The sequence below is a fragment of the Neomegalonema perideroedes DSM 15528 genome (assembly GCF_000374145.1).
Lineage (GTDB): Bacteria > Pseudomonadota > Alphaproteobacteria > Rhodobacterales > Rhodobacteraceae > Neomegalonema > Neomegalonema perideroedes.
On the sequence record NZ_KB893654.1, the window covers coordinates 1,036,110 to 1,050,758 of the forward strand.

Genomic DNA, 14,649 nt, shown 5'->3' on the forward strand with positions numbered 1-14,649 from the left:
GATGTCCTCCGGCGCCCTTTTGGGAAGGGTCAAGTTCAAAGCGTCTTGAGCGCCTCGCGCAGCAGCGCCTCGGGGATGGGCCGCCCGTGAAATAATTCATAGGCGTGCAGGCCTTGATAGAAATAAAGCTCATAGCCGCTGACGATCTTCAGCCCGGCCTGTTCGGCCTCCCGCAGAAACTGCGTCTCGACGGGGGTGTAGACCGCGTCAAAGGCCCAGACCGCCCCCTTGAGCAGGGAAGCGGGCAGGGGAGTCCCCTCATAGCCGACCATCCCGACGGGCGTGCAGTTGATCAGCCCGGCGGCTCCGGCGACGCCTTCCTCCGGCGTTTCGGCGACGGAGGCCCTCATAGCGCCGCCCGCGGCCTTCAGCGCTTCGGCGAGGGCCTCCGCTTTGGCTCGGTCGCGCTCAAGGATGCGCAATTCCGTCGCCCCGAGCGCCATCAGCCCGAAGGCGACCGCCTTGCCCACGCCGCCCGCCCCGACCATGCAGACCGCGCCCGGCGCGGCCTCGCCCAGCACATGGCGATAGGCCGCCATGAAGCCGGACCAGTCGGTGTTATGGCCCTCGGGGCCTTCCGGCGTGAAGAGCGCCGTGTTGCAGGCCCCGAGCGCCGCCACGCGCGGATCTGGAATCCTGACTAAAGCCGTCACGCGCTCCTTATAGGGATAGGTGACGTTCAGCCCGCGATAGCCTGCGGCGCGGGCCTCTTCGAAGACCTCCTCGAAGCTCCGGCCCCGCTCGCGCGGAATCAGACGCTCATAAGAGACCTCGATCCCCGTCAGCCTTCCCGCCAGCTCATGCAGGCGCGGCGATTGCGAGGCGGCGATGTTGTCGCCGATCAAACCAAGACGGGTGGTCATTCCGGGGCGGCTCCGGTTGAGGGCTTGCGGCGTCCGAGGCTCCGGCGCAGCCAGCCGAACAGCGGCGTCTGGCTGAGGAGGGTCGGAACCGCCGCGAGGAAAAGCGCGAGGGACGAAGGGCTGCTCAGCATATGGGCGCAGAAGGCCGGGAGGCTCTCCTGTTCGGAGATGATCGCGCGGCGCCAGTTCTCACGCGGTCGCTCATGACCGCCCTGCGGCTGAGAACGGCCTCGGCGCGAGGCGTCGCCGCCCGCATCACGACGTCGGTGGAGCCTCCGGCGTCCCATTGGACGATCCCCTGCGGATCGCGCAGAGGAAATTCCGCATGCGCCGCTCCGGCGCTCGGAAGACTCAGGGAGAAGGCCGCGCAAGCAGCCGGAAGACGGGCTTTCATATTTCCTCCGTTGGATTTTTTGGGGCGGACTCATGAGCGCCCGGCTGTTGTCCTCGCGTCAGATTGCGGAGCGGCGGCGATAACGTCAAAGACCAGTTCTTCGTGTTTATGACCATGATGTTCTGGAAAGGCGGTCCGGTCTTGATCTCCGGCCGCCTCTCTGGCGCGAATCAAGTCTTTTATGGAATATAATTCAAAATATGAATTTATTTCCATTTTTATCGAAGGGCTTCCCCCTTCTTGCGTCTGGGAGGGGGAGAGGACGAGGCGTCGCCGCCCCTATCCCAGCAGCCCGCGCAATTCGCCCTGCGCGGCCAGAAGCGCGGGCAGGAAGCGGTCGCGCAGCGTCTGGGAATCGGCCCGCGCCGCCGCCAGCCCGACGTTGAGCGCGCCCACCGTCCGCCTGCGCGCGTCGAGCAGAGGAACCGCGATGGAGCGCAGGCCCATTTCGATCTCCTGATCGATCACGGCGCAGCCCTCGGCGCGGATGCGGGCGAGTTCGGCCATGATCTCGGCGGGCTCCGTGAGGGTCTTCTCCGTGCGGCGAGGCAGGGGCGCGACGCCCAGAAGCGCCTGAGCCTCGGCCTCGGGCAGGGCGGCCAGCATGACGCGCCCCATGCTCGTGCAATAGGCGGGCAGCCGCGAACCGGGCGTCAGGCTGATCGACATCACCCGCCGCTGGGCCGCGCGGGCGACGTAAACGATCTCGGCGCCGTCGAGGATCGAGACCGAGGAGCTTTCGCCGATCTCCTCGGAAAGCCGGTCGAGGAAGGGCTGCACGATCTGCGGCAGAGGCATGGCGGCGAGGCAGGCCGTGCCCAGACGCAGCACGCGGGGCGTCAGAGTGAAATATTTGCCGTCCCAATCGGCGTAGCCGTGATGGGCCAGCGTCAGCAGACAGCGCCGCGCCGTGGCCCTGTCCAGCCCTGAGGCCGCGGCGGCCTGCGTGATCGATTGCCGGGGGCGCTCGGCGGAGAAGGTTTCGATCACCGCCAGCCCCTTGGCGAGGCCGCCCATCATGTCGCGTTCGGCTATGGCCATGGCTTCCCTCAAATTGTGCGATATTCAAACAAATGCTCCATATCGCACAAACTGGATTTACGGCAAGCCCGGGCGCGCTTATCCCTCGACGCAGGACAGGGGCGAGCCCCCGCCTGAGGGAGAATCCTATGGATAAGAGAGTCGCAGACCTCGCCGCCGCCGTGGCGGGGATCGAAGACGGCATGACCGTCATGATCGGCGGCTTCGGCGGCGCCGGATCGCCCATCGAGCTGATCCATGCGCTGATCGACCGTTTCCGCGCCACGGGTTCGCCGCGGAATCTGACCGTGGTCAACAACAACGCCGGAAACGGCCATGTGGGCCTCGCCGCGCTGATCGAGGCGGGCATGGTGCGCAAGCTGATCTGCTCCTTTCCGCGTTCGGCGGATCCGGTGGTCTTCACGGAGCTTTATCTCGCCGGGAAGATCGAGCTGGAGCTGGTTCCGCAAGGCACCCTCGCCGAGCGCATCCGGGCGGGCGGGGCGGGAATCCCCGCCTTCTACACGCCGACGAGCTACGGAACCGACCTCGCCAAGGGCAAGCCGGTCGAGGAGTTCGAGGGCCGCCCCTATGTGCGCGAGCGCTGGCTCAAGGCCGATGCGGCCCTGATCAAGGCCGAAACCGCCGATCCGCAGGGCAATCTGACCTATCGGGCGGCGGCGCGGAACTTCAACCCGCTGATGTGCATGGCGGCCAAAGAGACCATCGTGCAGGCGAGCCGCATTCTGCCCCCCGGCGGGATCGACCCCGAGACCGTCGTGACGCCGGGCCTCTTCGTGCGGAAGATCGTCGAGGTTCCCCATCCTCGTCAGGAGGAGGATCTCAACCGCGCCGGCGCCGTTTATCCTCTGGAGGCCTGAGCCATGGACAAGCTTTCCACCAATCAGATCGCCTGGCGCGCCGCGCAGGACATCGCCGACGGCGCTTATGTGAATCTCGGCATCGGCTTTCCCGAGAAGGTCGCGCAATATCAGCCGCCGGGCCGCGAGGCGATCTTCCACACGGAAAACGGCATCCTGAATTTCGGCGAGAGCCCCGCGCCCGGCGAAGAGGACTGGGATCTCATCAACGCGGGCAAAAAGGCGGTGACGCTCAAGCCCGGTTCGGCCTTCTTCCATCACGCCGACAGCTTCGCCATGGTGCGCGGCGGACATCTCGACGTGGCGATTCTCGGCGCTTATGAGGTGGCCGAAAACGGCGATCTCGCGAATTGGTCCACCGGGCCGAAGGGCGTTCCGGCGGTGGGCGGGGCGATGGATCTCGTGCATGGCGCCAAGCGCGTGGCGGTGATCATGGACCATGTCGCCAAGGACGGGCGGCCCAAGCTGGTCCAGCGCTGCTCTCTGCCTCTGACGGGCGTGGGCTGCGTGACCCGGATCTACACCAGCCTCGCGGTGATCGACGTCGAGGGCGGGCGCTTCGTGCTGCGCGAAAAGCCGCCCGCGCTGTCTTTTGAGGCGCTTCAGGCCGCGACCGGCGCCGAATTGCTGCTGTCCGGCCCTGTGGCCGATCTGATCGCTCCGGAGCTTTGACCATGACGCGCGACGTCTTCATCTGCGACTACATCCGCACGCCCATCGGGCGCTTCGGCGGCGCTTTATCGGCGGTGCGGGCCGATGATCTGGGCGCGGCTCCGCTTCGGGCGCTTCTGAAGCGCAATCCCGGCGCGGATTGGGCGGCGCTCGACGACGTGATCTTCGGCTGCGCCAATCAGGCGGGCGAGGACAACCGCAACGTGGCGCGCATGTCGCTGCTGCTGGCGGGTCTGCCCGAGGCGGTTTCGGGAACCACGATCAACCGGCTGTGCGGCTCGGGCATGGACGCGGTCGTCGCGGCGGCGCGGGCGATCAAGGCGGGCGAGGCCGAATTTCTGATCGCGGGGGGCGTCGAGAACATGTCCCGCGCGCCCTTTGTGCTGCCCAAGGCGGAGAGCGCCTTCTCGCGCGCGGCGGAGATCCACGACACGACCATCGGCTGGCGCTTCGTCAATCCGCTGATGAAGGCGGCTTACGGCGTGGACTCCATGCCCGAGACCGCCGAGAACGTGGCGGCGGATTTCAGCGTCTCCCGCGAGGATCAGGACGCCTTCGCCCTGCGCTCTCAACAGAAAGCGGCGGCGGCTCAGGCGAAGGGGCGTCTGGCGCGCGAGATCATTCCGGTGGAGATCCCTCAGCGCAAAGGCGATCCCCGGATCGTGGACCGCGACGAGCATCCGCGCGAAACCACGCTGGAGGCTCTGGCGAAGCTGTCTGCGCCCTTCCGCAAGGGCGGCTCGGTGACGGCGGGCAATTCCTCCGGCGTGAACGACGGCGCGGCGGCGCTGATCCTCGCCTCGGCGGAGGCCGCCCGGCGCCATGGCCTGACGCCCATCGCGCGGGTTCTCGGCGGCGCGACGGCGGGCGTGGCGCCCCGGACGATGGGAATCGGCCCGGTTCCGGCCTCGCAGAAGCTCATGGCGCGGCTGGGTCTGGCCCAGACGGATTTCGACGTGATCGAGCTGAACGAGGCTTTCGCCGCTCAGGGGCTGGCCGTCTTGCGCGCTCTGGGAATCGCCGATGCGGATCCGCGCGCGAATCCCAATGGCGGCGCCATCGCTCTGGGCCATCCCCTCGGCATGTCCGGCGCGCGGATCACGGGAAGCGCCGCGCTGGAGTTGACGCTCTCAGGCGGCCGGCGCTCGCTTTCGACCATGTGCGTCGGCGTGGGTCAGGGAATCGCGGTCGCGCTGGAGAGGGTCTAGAGTCTGCGAAGCCTTTTCGGCTTCGCCGGAAAACGCTCCGGCGGCCGCGCTTGCGTCGCGGGGCCCGCTCTTGCATGATCGGAGGATAGGGAAACCGCCCTGAATCCTGAAGAGTCCGCCCGAATGAATAAGCGCGCAGTCATGCATCCGGGGGTGAAGCTGCGGCATGTCCGCGCCTTCCTCGACATCGCGGCGGAGCGGAGCCTCACCGCCGTGGCCCGCGCTCAGGGGGTGACGCAGCCTGCGCTCTCGCGGACGCTCATGGAGCTGGAGACCCTGCTGGGACAGCAGCTGTTCCTGCGTCAGGGGCGGCGGCTGGTGCTGACCGAGGCGGGCGCGCTGTTCCGCCGCCACGCCGCCATGGCCGTGGAGGCTCTGGACGCGGGCGCCGCCGCCCTGCGGCCCGAGATCAGCGGCGTGGTGCGGGTGGGCGTGCTGCCCACCGCCGCCACGCGGCTGTTTCCCCGCGTGGTGCTGCGCTTTCGCGAATTGCGCCCCGAGATGGTGTTGGCGGTGGAGACCGGGCCGCATCATCACCTCATCCGGCTTTTGCGCGAGGGCGGCATCGAATTGATGGTCGGCCGTTTGCCGGACGTCTCCGAGATTCCCGGCCTCAGCTTCGAGCATCTTTATGAGGAGGACATCGTTCTGGTCGGACGGGCGGGGCATCCTCTGGCGAAGCGCCCGACGGTCGAGGCTCTGGCGGGCTCGGAGCTGATCCTCCCGAGCGCCACGGCGCTGATCCGTCGCCCGGTGGACGATTACCTCGCCTCGCTCGGGCTGGTCGGGATTCTGCCCATCGCCGAGACGGTGTCTCTGGCGCTGGGGCGCGGCGTCTGCCTCGCTTCGGACGCGCTGTGGTTCATCTCGCGCGGGGTGGTGGCCGAGGAGCTGGAGCGCGGGCTGATGGTCGAATTCCCGGTGGGCGTGAAGTTCCTGTCGGGCGCGGTGGGCGTCACCCGCCGGCGCGGAGTCCCGGCGCCGGGAGTCGCGACGCTGGAGGAGGTCGCGCGGGAGGTGGCGCGTCAGGCGGCCCTCGACGAGGAGAAAGGCTGACCGGGCCGCTGTTCGTTTCCGCATGATTTTAGAACAAAATTCCAATATAGAATGTGATTCGATAAAACGAAATCACAGGGCGGAGCCATGACGAAGATTTTGCTCATCGGCGGAACGGGCTTCATCGGCCTGAGAGTCGCGAAGCTGCTGGCCGGGGCGGGAATCGGGGCGAGGATCTTCGATCTGCCTGCGGCTCTTTCCCGCGCGGCGCTTCCGGCGGGGGCCGAGGCGGTCGCGGGCGACGTTCTGGACGCGGAGGGCCTGTCGAGGGCCGCCGAAGGCTGCGCGGGAATCGTCCATCTCGCCGGGATCATGACCCTCGACGCCGCGCGAGATCCTGAGCGGGCGGTCCGCCTGAATATTCTGGGAACCCTCAATGCTCTGGAGGCCGCGCGCCAAACCGGGGCGCCTCTGGCCTGGCTCTCCACGGCGGGAGTCTTCGGGCCGGAGGACGCGCGCCATCCGCGCCCCATGACCGTCTATGGGACGACCAAGCTCGCGGCGGAGGGGCTGGCCCGCGTCTACGCCGCCGATCACGGCGTGGCGAGTCTCGGGCTGCGGCCTTACATCGTCTATGGGCCGGGGATCAGCAGCGGCGTGGCGGCGGGGCCCTCCATCGCGCTGGCCGCCGCCGTCAAGCGCGAGCCCTCGACGATCCGGTTTTCCGGGCGGGTGGGCTTCGTCTATGTGGACGACGTGGCGCGCATGCTCATGGCGGCCGTGCTGCCTGCGGAGGGAGGGGCGCCCATGGAGGGCGCCCATCTGCTGACCATGGCGGGGGATACGCGGGACATGGCCGAATTCGCCGCCGAGCTGGCGCGTCAAAGCGGCTGGGACGGCGCGCGGATCGAAGGCCCTCCGCTGCGGATTCCCGCCGATCTGGCCTCCGATCCCGTTCCCGCATGGCTGGGCGCGCAGCCGGTCGCCTCCATTGAGGCGGGCGTGGCCGCCGCCCTCGCCGAGCTGCGTCAGTAAGGCAGGCCCACGTAATTCTCGGCGAGGGAGGTCTGAGCCGCATGGGAATCGGCGAGATGCTCCAGTTCGGCGGCCTGCATGCGGGCGAGGAAGGGGCCTTCGGCGGGGAAGCTGTGCAGCAGCCGCGTCATGGCCCATGAAAAGCGCGAGGCCTTCCACACCCGCGCCAGAGCCTTGGCGGAGTAATCCCGCAAGAGGCTCTCCTCTCCCGCATAGCGGGCGATCAGGGCCTGAGAGAGATACCAGACGTCCGAAGCCGCGAGATTCAGCCCCTTGGCGCCGGTCGGCGGCACGATATGCGAGGCGTCGCCCGCGAGGAAGAGCCGCCCCCAGCTCATCGGCTCGGAGATGAAGCTCCGCAGCGGCGCGATGGATTTCTCAATGGAGGGGCCGATCTCCAGAACCTCGGCGAGATCGGGCGGCAGACGGCGGCGAAGCTCGGCCCAGAAGGCTTCGTCGGTCCATTCCTCCACGGTGTCGGTGAGCGGCACCTGAAGATAATGGCGGCTCAGCCGGGCGTTGCGCATGGAGCAAAGCGCGAAGCCGCGCTCATGCCCGGCGTAGACGAGTTCATCCTGAAGCGGCCTGGTCCGCGAGAGGATTCCCAGCCAGCCGAAGGGATAGACATGTTCGAATTGCTGGCGCAGACGCTCGGGGATGGTCCGGCGGCTGACGCCATGGAAGCCGTCGCAGCCCGCGACGTAATCGCAATCGACGCGCTTCTCTTCGCCGTTCAGGGTGAAGAGGACGTAAGGCGCCTCCGTGTCGGCGTCCTGAATCGCGACTTCTTCGGCTTCGTGAATCACCTTGGCGCCGATCCGGTCGAGTTCGGCGTAAAGATCGCGCGTGACCTCTGTCTGGCCGTAGATGGTCACGGTCTTGCCGGTGGTCTCCTGAAAATCCACCCGCAGACGCCGCCCATGGGCGACCAGCAATGTTCCGTCATGCACGAAGCCTTCGGCGTCGAGCCGGGCGCCGACGCCCGCCTTGCGCAGGATGTCGCAGAGCCCCTGCTCCAGCACCCCGGCCCGGATGCGCGACAGCACGTAGTCGCGGCTGCGGCGTTCGAGGACGACGGCGTCGACGCCCGCCCGATGGAGAAGCAGAGCCAGCAGCAGGCCCGAAGGGCCGCCGCCGATGATGCAGACCTGATGACGCATGGCGTTCTTCCTGAATGTCAGAGCGGCGAGAAGGCGAGGGGGCGCAAGACGCTATGGCGCGCGCCTGCGGGGAGCGGGCCGCGAGGGCTCGGATCCTCGGCGCGGGGCGAGAGGACGAGCGGGCCCTCCGGCGCTCCGGACAAGGGCCGCCAGACCGCGAGGGCCTCCTCCGGCGCGCCGCCCGTCATGGGGCCGCCCGTCATGAGACCTGAGCATTGGGCGGCGAAGAGCGGCGCCCCCGGCGCCCGGGCCGGATGAACCCGCAGGCGGGCCGCGAGCGCGGCTTCACAGGCGGGCGAAGAGCGCTCCAGAGTCAGGAAGCGGTTCTCCTGCTCCTCCACCAGAGCGAAGGCTTTGGGGATGAAGCCTCGCGTCCAGCCTTCCTCTTGAGCCAGCCCGGCGCGGCGCGCTTCGCGCTCGGCCCAATCGGCGTAGGCCCAGAGGTGATGGATCACGTTCAAAGGCCCGGTTTCGGCCAGCCAATAGCCCATCAGCGGCAGATGCCGCGTGACGAGCGGCAAGCCTTCGTCGGCCAGCAGCGCGAGATAGGCGCCCGCCGCTCCGGGTTTGAGCCGGTAGCTTCTCCATTCATGGATCATTCTTTCCTCCCCTTCCGCGAGACTGGCCGCGAGATTGTCCGCGAGACTGGCGGAAGGGGGCGGGCGGGGAAATGGACCCGCCGTCGGAAAGATTGGACGATTTCCCGGAGGGCTCCGCCTTCAGCCTTCGCGCCGGGTCGCCTGCTTGCGGAAGGCGCCGGGCGAGATCCCCACCCGCTGGGTGAAGAAGCGGTTGAAATAGGCCGGATCCTCGAAGCCCGTCAGATGCGCCGCCTGAGCCACGCTGCTCTCGGTGTAGACGAGATAGCGCTTGGCCTCGATGATGAGCCTTTCATAGAGCAGATCCGAGGCGGTCTTGCCCGCGCGGGCCTTGCAGGCGGCGTTGAGCCGGGCGGGAGTCACGGCCAGCTCTCCCGCATAAAAGGCGAGCGAACGCTGGTGGCGGAAATGGCGCTCCAGCAGGGCGCGATAGCGCAGCAGAAGCTCGTAATCGCGATCCGGAGCGGCGGGCGCGGGCTGATCCTGCGTGATCGAGAGCCGCAGCAGGATCACCAGAATCCGCATGAACTGCGCCATGATCGCCGCGCGCCGCCCCGGCGCCGACCAGATGAATTCATGATGCAGCCAGTCGAAGCTGTCGGTCACGGCGGGAATGCTGAGGCCCGTCCCCTCCAGAGGATAGACCGCCGGACGCTCCGCCGCCGCCTTCAGCCGCGGATCTTCGGCGGAGGCCGCCCTCAGGAAGCCGAGCGCCGCCGTGGCCACATAGCCGTCCGTTCCGGGGTCGAAGTCGATCCGATGGACCGTCCCGGCCGGAATCGCCAGCACGCTCGGCGCCGGAATGACGAGGCCCCGGTCCTCCACCCCGAGCGCCCCGCCGCCCTCGCGCACCAGCAGGATCTGCGTGTGGTCGGGATGGGCGTGCGGACGGATCCTCCAGTCGTTGGGGCCGCTGCGGTCGCGGATCGGCTCGACATGGAGGAAGTCCAGCTCCACATCCGCGCTCTGATCGCCGTAGAGATAATATTGCGGCACGCCGCCCGCGCCCGGCTGGCTCATCCGCGCCTCCCGCATGGTCTTTCAGGAATTGTGCAAGAATCGCGCGGCTGCGTCCATTGGTTCGCGGCGCCGCCTCCCTTAGCAAATTTGCCGAAGATGTTCAGGGAGGAACCAATGGGCGCGGCTGAAGACTGCGACGTTCTGGTGATCGGCTCCGGCGCCGGAGGGCTGGCGACGGCGATCACCGCGAAGAAACACGGGCTTTCGGTGGTCGTGATCGAAAAAGAGCCCGTGTTCGGCGGCACGACGGCCTTTTCCGGCGGCGTGCTGTGGATTCCGGGCAATGCTCACGGCAAGGCCAACAACCCCGCCGACACCCGCGAGGCGGCGCGGACTTACCTTCAGGCCGAGACGGGGAATTTCTACGAACCCGAGGCGGTCGAGGCTTTTCTGGAGGCCGGGCCGCGGATGCTCGACTGGTTCGAGCGCGAGACCTCGGTGAAATTCGTCCCGACGCTGTATCCCGACTACCACCCGACCAGACCGGGCGGCGCGGAGGTCGGGCGTTCGGTTCTGGCGGCGCCTTTCGACACCAGCGCCCTCGGCGAAAATCTCAAGCGCCTGCGCCCGCCTCTGGCGAGCATCACCTTCATGGGGATGATGTTCAATTCCTCCAACGCCGACATCAAGCATTTCTTCAACGCGACGAAATCGGCGGCCTCCTTCGCCTATGTGCTGAAGCGCCTCGCGGCCCACGCCCTTGAGGTGGCGCGCCATGGGCGCGGCGTGCAGGTGACCAGCGGCAACGCCCTTGCGGCGCGTCTGGCGAAAAGCTGCTTCGATCTCGGGATTCCCATCCTCACCGACACCCCCGCCTTGCATTTGATCCGGGAGGAAGGCCGCGTGGCCGGCGCCGAAGTCGGCGGCGCGACGCCGCGCCGGATTCTCGCGCGCAAGGGCGTGGTGCTGGCTTGCGGCGGCTATGCGCAGGATCTCGCGCGGCGGGCGCAGGTCTATTCCCATCTCAAAGCGGAGGGCGAACATGTCTCGCCCGTGCCCTCGGGCAATACGGGCGACGGCATCCGCCTCGGCGAGGAGGCGGGCGGCGTCTTCGAGGCCGAATTCCCGCAGCCCGCCGCCTGGATGCCCGTCAGCCGCCCGCCGGGCGGCGGCGTCTTCCCGCATCTCCTCGACCGCTATAAGCCGGGGATGATCGCGGTGCTGTCGAACGGGCGGCGCTTCGTCAATGAAAGCGAGAGCTATCACGACGTGGGCGAGGCCATGTCCGCCTCGGGCGAGGCCTCCGCATGGCTGATCTGCGACCGGCGGACCATCCGCAAATACGGGCTCGGCCACGCCAAGCCCGCGCCCATGCCGCTTTTCCTCTGGACGCGCGGCGGCTATCTCAAGACCGGCGCGACGCTTGAAGATCTCGCCCGCGCCTGCGGCATCGACCCCGCCGGGCTCAAGGCCACGGTGGAGTCCTATAACCAAGACGCCCGCGCGGGCCGCGATCCCCAGTTTCATCGCGGCGAGACCGCCTTCAACCGCTATCTCGCCGATCCCGACCACAAGCCCAATCCCTGCGTGGCGCCGGTCGAGCGCGGCCCCTTCTATGCGGTGAAGATGGAGATGGGCGACCTCGGCACCTTCGACGGCCTCAAGACCACCGCGCCGGGCGAGGTTCTGGATCGTCGGGGCGGCGTGATTCCGGGGCTCTTCGCGGTGGGCAACGACCGCGCCTCGATCATGGGCGGCAATTATCCGGGAGCGGGCATCACGCTCGGCCCGGCGATGACCTTCGGCTGGATCACGGGGCGCCGTCTGGCGGGACTCCCGGCGAAAGAGGAGAAAGCGGCGTGAGCTGGCTTGGATTGAACGCGAAGACCGTCGTGATCACCGGAGCGGGCGGCGGCATAGGTCAGGCTCTGGCGCGGGCCTTCGCGGAGCAGGGGGCGCGGGTCGCGCTGCTCGACCGCGATCTGACGCGCTCGGGGCCTCTGGCCGAGGAGCTGGGCGGGGGCGCCTTCGCGCTGAGCTGCGACCTCGCCGCGCCGGAGCAGGTGGCCGAGGCCGCCCGCCGCGTCGAGGCCGAGGGCGGCGCGGACGTGCTCGTCAACAGCGCGGCGATTCTGAGGCCCGGCGCTCTGGAGTCGGTTTCGGAGGCGGATTGGTCGGCCATGCTGGCGGTGAACCTCACGGGCTATCTGACGGCCTCTCAGGCTTTCGGAAAAGGCATGCTGGCGCGCGGGAGCGGCGCTTTGGTCCATGTCGCCAGCATCGCCGGAAGCGAGCCTCAGCCCGCCAGCGGCGCCTATTCGGCCTCCAAGGCGGCGACGCTGATGCTCTCGCGGCAATTGGCCTATGAATGGGGTCCGCGCGGGGTGCGCTCCAATTGCGTGAGCCCCGGCCTCGTGCTGACGCCCATGTCGGCGGCCTTCTACGCCGATCCGGAGATCAAGGCCCGCCGCGAGGCCATGGTTCCGCTGCGCCGCATCGCCTCGCCGCAGGACATGGCCGACGTGGCGCTTTTCCTCGCTTCGGATCGCGCCGCCTATGTGACGGGACAGGACGTGGTGGCGGACGGCGGCCTTTCGCAAAGCCTCATGGGGCTGGTGCCGAGGCCCGGCTATGCGTGACGCCCTCGTGACCGGCGGAGCCGAGGGCATCGGCTTCGCCATAGCGCGGCTTCTGGCGGCTCAGGGCTGGCGCGTGACCATCGCCGATCTCGACGGCGAAAAGGCGCGCGCCCGCGCGGCGGAGCTGGGCGAGGTCCATCGCGGCCTCGCCTGCGACGTGACGCAGGAGGCTCAGGCCGCGGAGGCCGCCGCCTCTGCGCCTTTTTCGGCTCTGGTCAATAATGCGGGCGTGGGAGACAGCCACCTGCCCACGCTGGAGCAGAGCTTCGAGGCTTTCCGCCGCGTGCTCGACGCCAATCTCTCCGGCGCCTTCCTCATGAGCCGCGAGGCCGCGCGCGGGATGCTGGCGCGGGGCGGCGGGGCCATCGTCAACATCTCCTCCATCGCGGGGCTGACGGGCCTGCCCAAACGCAACGCCTATGGCGCGGCCAAAGCGGGGGTGGTCGCTCTGACGCGCTCCATGGCCTGCGAATGGGCGCGGGGCGGCGTGAGGGTCAACGCCGTGGCTCCTGCCTTCGTCGAGACGGCCCTCGTCCGCAAGCTCGCCGAGGCCGGGCGCGTGGATCTGCCGAGCCTGCGCCGCCGGACTCCCCTCGGGCGGCTGATCATGGCCGAGGAGGTGGCGGCGGCGGTCGGGTTCCTGCTCTCGGACGCCGCCTCCGGCGTGACGGGCGCGGTTTTGCCGGTGGACGGCGGCTGGACCGCCTTCGGCGATTTCGGCGAGGCCGCGCCCGAAGCCTGAGCGCGGACCCCGCAGAAGAGAGGCCGTCAGCCCGCTCTTAGAGCGTTTTCCGATCTTATAGGATCGTTCAAACGCTCTAACTTCTTTTGTGGTCGCGTTTTCACGACGCGAAGCCGTTCGGCTTCGCTGGAAAACGCTCTAGCGCCGAAAGATCGGGCCGCACCGCCTGTCCGGTCTCGGCGGCGAGGCGGATGGCGTCGAGGACGATGAGATTCGCCGTGGCGTCGCGGGCGGAGACGCGGGGCTCGCCGCCTTTGCGGATCAGCTCCGCGAAATGGGCGAGCTGCGCCTCATAGGGGTCTCCCTGCGCGACGGGCAGTTTCCGGGGCTGGAGCTCCCGCGTCCAATCCGGTTCGCCCTGCGGCTCCCAAAGCGTGAGGTCGGGCAGCGAAAGCCCGGCCCGCGATCCCGCGTAATGATGCGCCGAAACCGCATGCGCCGGAAAACGCGCCCTGTTCTCGCCCGCCGAAAGATCCCAGGCCCAAGGCCCCACCGCCGCATCCGAGATGCAGAGCGTCGCGAGGCCGCCCGCCTCGAAGCTCAGGCAGACGGCCGCCGTATCCTCCACCGCGAAGCCGCGCCGTTGATCGCCGGCGAAGGCTTGAACCTGAGCGATCTCGCCGAAGAAATGGCGCATCAGGTCGATTTCATGCACCAGATTGATGAGCAAAGGCCCGCCCGCGCCGGGCGTGCGGCGCCATGCGGCCTCGAAATAGCTCGCGGGCTTGGCGAGCGAGCAGGTCGCCGTCGCCATGACGAGATCGCCGAGCAATCCGCCCCGGATCGCCGCATGCGCCGCGCGGATGATCGGATTATGGCGCCGGTGATGCCCCACCAGCAGCGGAACGCCCGTCTCCTCCGCCGCCGCGACGAGCCGGAGCGCGGAATCGAGGCTTTCGGCCACGGGCTTCTCCAGCAGAACCGGCAGGCCCGCGCGCAACAGCGCCGCGGAGACCGGCAGATGGGTCTCGTTGGGCGTGGCGACCACCGCCGCCTGAGCCAGACCGGAGGCGATCAGCGCTTCGGCGTCGGGCAGGCAGGGAACGCCGAGCGATTCCGCCAGAGCCCGCCCTGCGGGCGAAGGATCGGCCAGCGCGCAGAGCCTCATCCCCTCCATGCGCCCGAGCGTCTCCACATGCGTCCGGCCTATGGCCCCCGCGCCGATCACCGCGATGTTCAGGCTCGCCGTCATGCGTCCCTCCTCTGTCCGGGCCGCCGGAGATTTCGGCGGTTCCGATTATAATGAAATATGATTCAATTTTTGAATTTATTTCCGTTTATGGGGATTCCGCCTGCATCGTCAAGAGCCCAAGCCCGGCGCGAGGCCGAACAAGAAGGCGTGAGTCGTCCTTCGCATAATCCTTGAGTTATTTTTCACGGCCAATTTTGCATTATAAATCTCGAATTCGATGTGTCAGATTATGGAAAAGGGAAGAGAGGATGAACCCCGCCGACTTCATCCTCCCGCCGCCCTGAGGAA

General features: G+C 68.1%; 15 protein-coding genes. 8 read left to right on the forward strand and 7 right to left on the reverse strand.

The genetic code is table 11. From position 1 onward, the window contains the following. Positions 1 to 35 precede the first annotated feature (35 nt). The 3 genes from B161_RS0111985 to B161_RS0112000 form a co-directional block, all read right to left on the reverse strand. Positions 36 to 863, reverse strand: a complete 828-nt coding sequence (locus B161_RS0111985; protein ID WP_018633653.1) for a shikimate dehydrogenase family protein — start codon at positions 861 to 863, stop codon at positions 36 to 38. Beyond that, positions 860 to 1,150, reverse strand: a complete 291-nt coding sequence (locus tag B161_RS19630; protein ID WP_157755616.1) for a hypothetical protein — start codon at positions 1,148 to 1,150, stop codon at positions 860 to 862. The genes B161_RS0111985 and B161_RS19630 overlap by 4 nt, the downstream gene beginning before the upstream one ends. Before the next feature lie 386 nt (positions 1,151 to 1,536). After that, positions 1,537 to 2,298: an IclR family transcriptional regulator domain-containing protein gene (locus B161_RS0112000; protein WP_018633656.1), complete on the reverse strand. Its 762-nt coding sequence runs from the start codon at positions 2,296 to 2,298 to the stop codon at positions 1,537 to 1,539. A gap of 128 nt (positions 2,299 to 2,426) precedes the next feature. On the opposite strand from B161_RS0112000, the gene B161_RS0112005 reads away from it, so the two are divergent. From B161_RS0112005 to B161_RS0112025, 5 genes are all read left to right on the forward strand, one after another. Next, entirely contained in the window at positions 2,427 to 3,158 is a 732-nt protein-coding gene (locus B161_RS0112005; protein WP_018633657.1) for a 3-oxoacid CoA-transferase subunit A, read from the forward strand. Between the two features lie 3 nt (positions 3,159 to 3,161). After that, positions 3,162 to 3,830: a 3-oxoacid CoA-transferase subunit B gene (locus B161_RS0112010; protein ID WP_018633658.1), complete on the forward strand. Its 669-nt coding sequence runs from the start codon at positions 3,162 to 3,164 to the stop codon at positions 3,828 to 3,830. A gap of 2 nt (positions 3,831 to 3,832) precedes the next feature. Then, positions 3,833 to 5,038, forward strand: coding sequence for a 3-oxoadipyl-CoA thiolase (pcaF, locus tag B161_RS0112015; RefSeq protein ID WP_018633659.1), 1,206 nt, complete (start codon positions 3,833 to 3,835; stop codon positions 5,036 to 5,038). A gap of 123 nt (positions 5,039 to 5,161) precedes the next feature. Next, complete coding sequence (locus B161_RS0112020; protein ID WP_018633660.1) at positions 5,162 to 6,094, forward strand: LysR substrate-binding domain-containing protein; 933 nt, start codon at positions 5,162 to 5,164, stop codon at positions 6,092 to 6,094. A gap of 87 nt (positions 6,095 to 6,181) precedes the next feature. After that, the gene (locus B161_RS0112025) at positions 6,182 to 7,069 is read left to right on the forward strand and encodes an NAD-dependent epimerase/dehydratase family protein (RefSeq protein WP_018633661.1); all 888 of its coding nucleotides are present in this window, start codon (positions 6,182 to 6,184) and stop codon (positions 7,067 to 7,069) included. On the opposite strand, the gene pobA is transcribed toward B161_RS0112025, so the two are convergent. The 3 genes from pobA to B161_RS0112040 all read right to left on the reverse strand — a co-directional run bounded on the left by pobA (position 7,063) and on the right by B161_RS0112040 (position 9,848). Continuing rightward, a complete protein-coding gene (gene pobA, locus B161_RS0112030) occupies positions 7,063 to 8,229 on the reverse strand; it encodes a 4-hydroxybenzoate 3-monooxygenase (protein ID WP_018633662.1) in 1,167 nt (388 codons plus the stop codon). The genes B161_RS0112025 and pobA overlap by 7 nt on opposite strands. A 17-nt stretch (positions 8,230 to 8,246) precedes the next feature. After that, complete coding sequence (locus B161_RS19250; protein WP_018633663.1) at positions 8,247 to 8,828, reverse strand: NIPSNAP family protein; 582 nt, start codon at positions 8,826 to 8,828, stop codon at positions 8,247 to 8,249. 120 nt (positions 8,829 to 8,948) lie between these two features. After that, positions 8,949 to 9,848, reverse strand: coding sequence for a helix-turn-helix domain-containing protein (locus tag B161_RS0112040; protein WP_018633664.1), 900 nt, complete (start codon positions 9,846 to 9,848; stop codon positions 8,949 to 8,951). Positions 9,849 to 9,962: 114 nt separating this feature from the next. Between B161_RS0112040 and B161_RS0112045 the strand changes: the two genes are divergently transcribed. From B161_RS0112045 to B161_RS0112055, 3 genes are read left to right on the forward strand one after another with little or no spacing between them, the layout of a single operon-like run. Beyond that, the gene (locus B161_RS0112045) at positions 9,963 to 11,651 is read left to right on the forward strand and encodes an FAD-dependent oxidoreductase (protein WP_018633665.1); all 1,689 of its coding nucleotides are present in this window, start codon (positions 9,963 to 9,965) and stop codon (positions 11,649 to 11,651) included. Continuing rightward, positions 11,648 to 12,427 (forward strand): SDR family NAD(P)-dependent oxidoreductase, encoded by a 780-nt coding sequence (locus tag B161_RS0112050; protein WP_018633666.1) that lies wholly within the window; start codon positions 11,648 to 11,650, stop codon positions 12,425 to 12,427. The genes B161_RS0112045 and B161_RS0112050 overlap by 4 nt, the downstream gene beginning before the upstream one ends. Then, positions 12,420 to 13,169, forward strand: coding sequence for an SDR family NAD(P)-dependent oxidoreductase (locus tag B161_RS0112055; protein ID WP_018633667.1), 750 nt, complete (start codon positions 12,420 to 12,422; stop codon positions 13,167 to 13,169). Before B161_RS0112050 ends, B161_RS0112055 begins: the two co-directional genes overlap by 8 nt. A gap of 100 nt (positions 13,170 to 13,269) precedes the next feature. On the opposite strand, the gene B161_RS0112060 is transcribed toward B161_RS0112055, so the two are convergent. After that, positions 13,270 to 14,361: a Gfo/Idh/MocA family protein gene (locus tag B161_RS0112060; protein ID WP_018633668.1), complete on the reverse strand. Its 1,092-nt coding sequence runs from the start codon at positions 14,359 to 14,361 to the stop codon at positions 13,270 to 13,272. Positions 14,362 to 14,649: the final 288 nt, after the last annotated feature.

Excerpts from the sequence above, each read along its gene's own strand:
- B161_RS0111985 (WP_018633653.1), bottom strand. The coding sequence starts at position 863 with ATGACCACCCGTCTTGGTTTGATCGGCGACAACATCGCCGCCTCGCAA.
- B161_RS19630 (WP_157755616.1), bottom strand. The coding sequence starts at position 1,150 with ATGGGACGCCGGAGGCTCCACCGACGTCGTGATGCGGGCGGCGACGCC.
- B161_RS0112000 (WP_018633656.1), bottom strand. The coding sequence starts at position 2,298 with ATGGCCATAGCCGAACGCGACATGATGGGCGGCCTCGCCAAGGGGCTG.
- B161_RS0112005 (WP_018633657.1), top strand. The coding sequence starts at position 2,427 with ATGGATAAGAGAGTCGCAGACCTCGCCGCCGCCGTGGCGGGGATCGAA.
- B161_RS0112010 (WP_018633658.1), top strand. The coding sequence starts at position 3,162 with ATGGACAAGCTTTCCACCAATCAGATCGCCTGGCGCGCCGCGCAGGAC.
- pcaF (WP_018633659.1), top strand. The coding sequence starts at position 3,833 with ATGACGCGCGACGTCTTCATCTGCGACTACATCCGCACGCCCATCGGG.
- B161_RS0112020 (WP_018633660.1), top strand. The coding sequence starts at position 5,162 with ATGAATAAGCGCGCAGTCATGCATCCGGGGGTGAAGCTGCGGCATGTC.
- B161_RS0112025 (WP_018633661.1), top strand. The coding sequence starts at position 6,182 with ATGACGAAGATTTTGCTCATCGGCGGAACGGGCTTCATCGGCCTGAGA.
- pobA (WP_018633662.1), bottom strand. The coding sequence starts at position 8,229 with ATGCGTCATCAGGTCTGCATCATCGGCGGCGGCCCTTCGGGCCTGCTG.
- B161_RS19250 (WP_018633663.1), bottom strand. The coding sequence starts at position 8,828 with ATGATCCATGAATGGAGAAGCTACCGGCTCAAACCCGGAGCGGCGGGC.
- B161_RS0112040 (WP_018633664.1), bottom strand. The coding sequence starts at position 9,848 with ATGAGCCAGCCGGGCGCGGGCGGCGTGCCGCAATATTATCTCTACGGC.
- B161_RS0112045 (WP_018633665.1), top strand. The coding sequence starts at position 9,963 with ATGGGCGCGGCTGAAGACTGCGACGTTCTGGTGATCGGCTCCGGCGCC.
- B161_RS0112055 (WP_018633667.1), top strand. The coding sequence starts at position 12,420 with ATGCGTGACGCCCTCGTGACCGGCGGAGCCGAGGGCATCGGCTTCGCC.
- B161_RS0112060 (WP_018633668.1), bottom strand. The coding sequence starts at position 14,361 with ATGACGGCGAGCCTGAACATCGCGGTGATCGGCGCGGGGGCCATAGGC.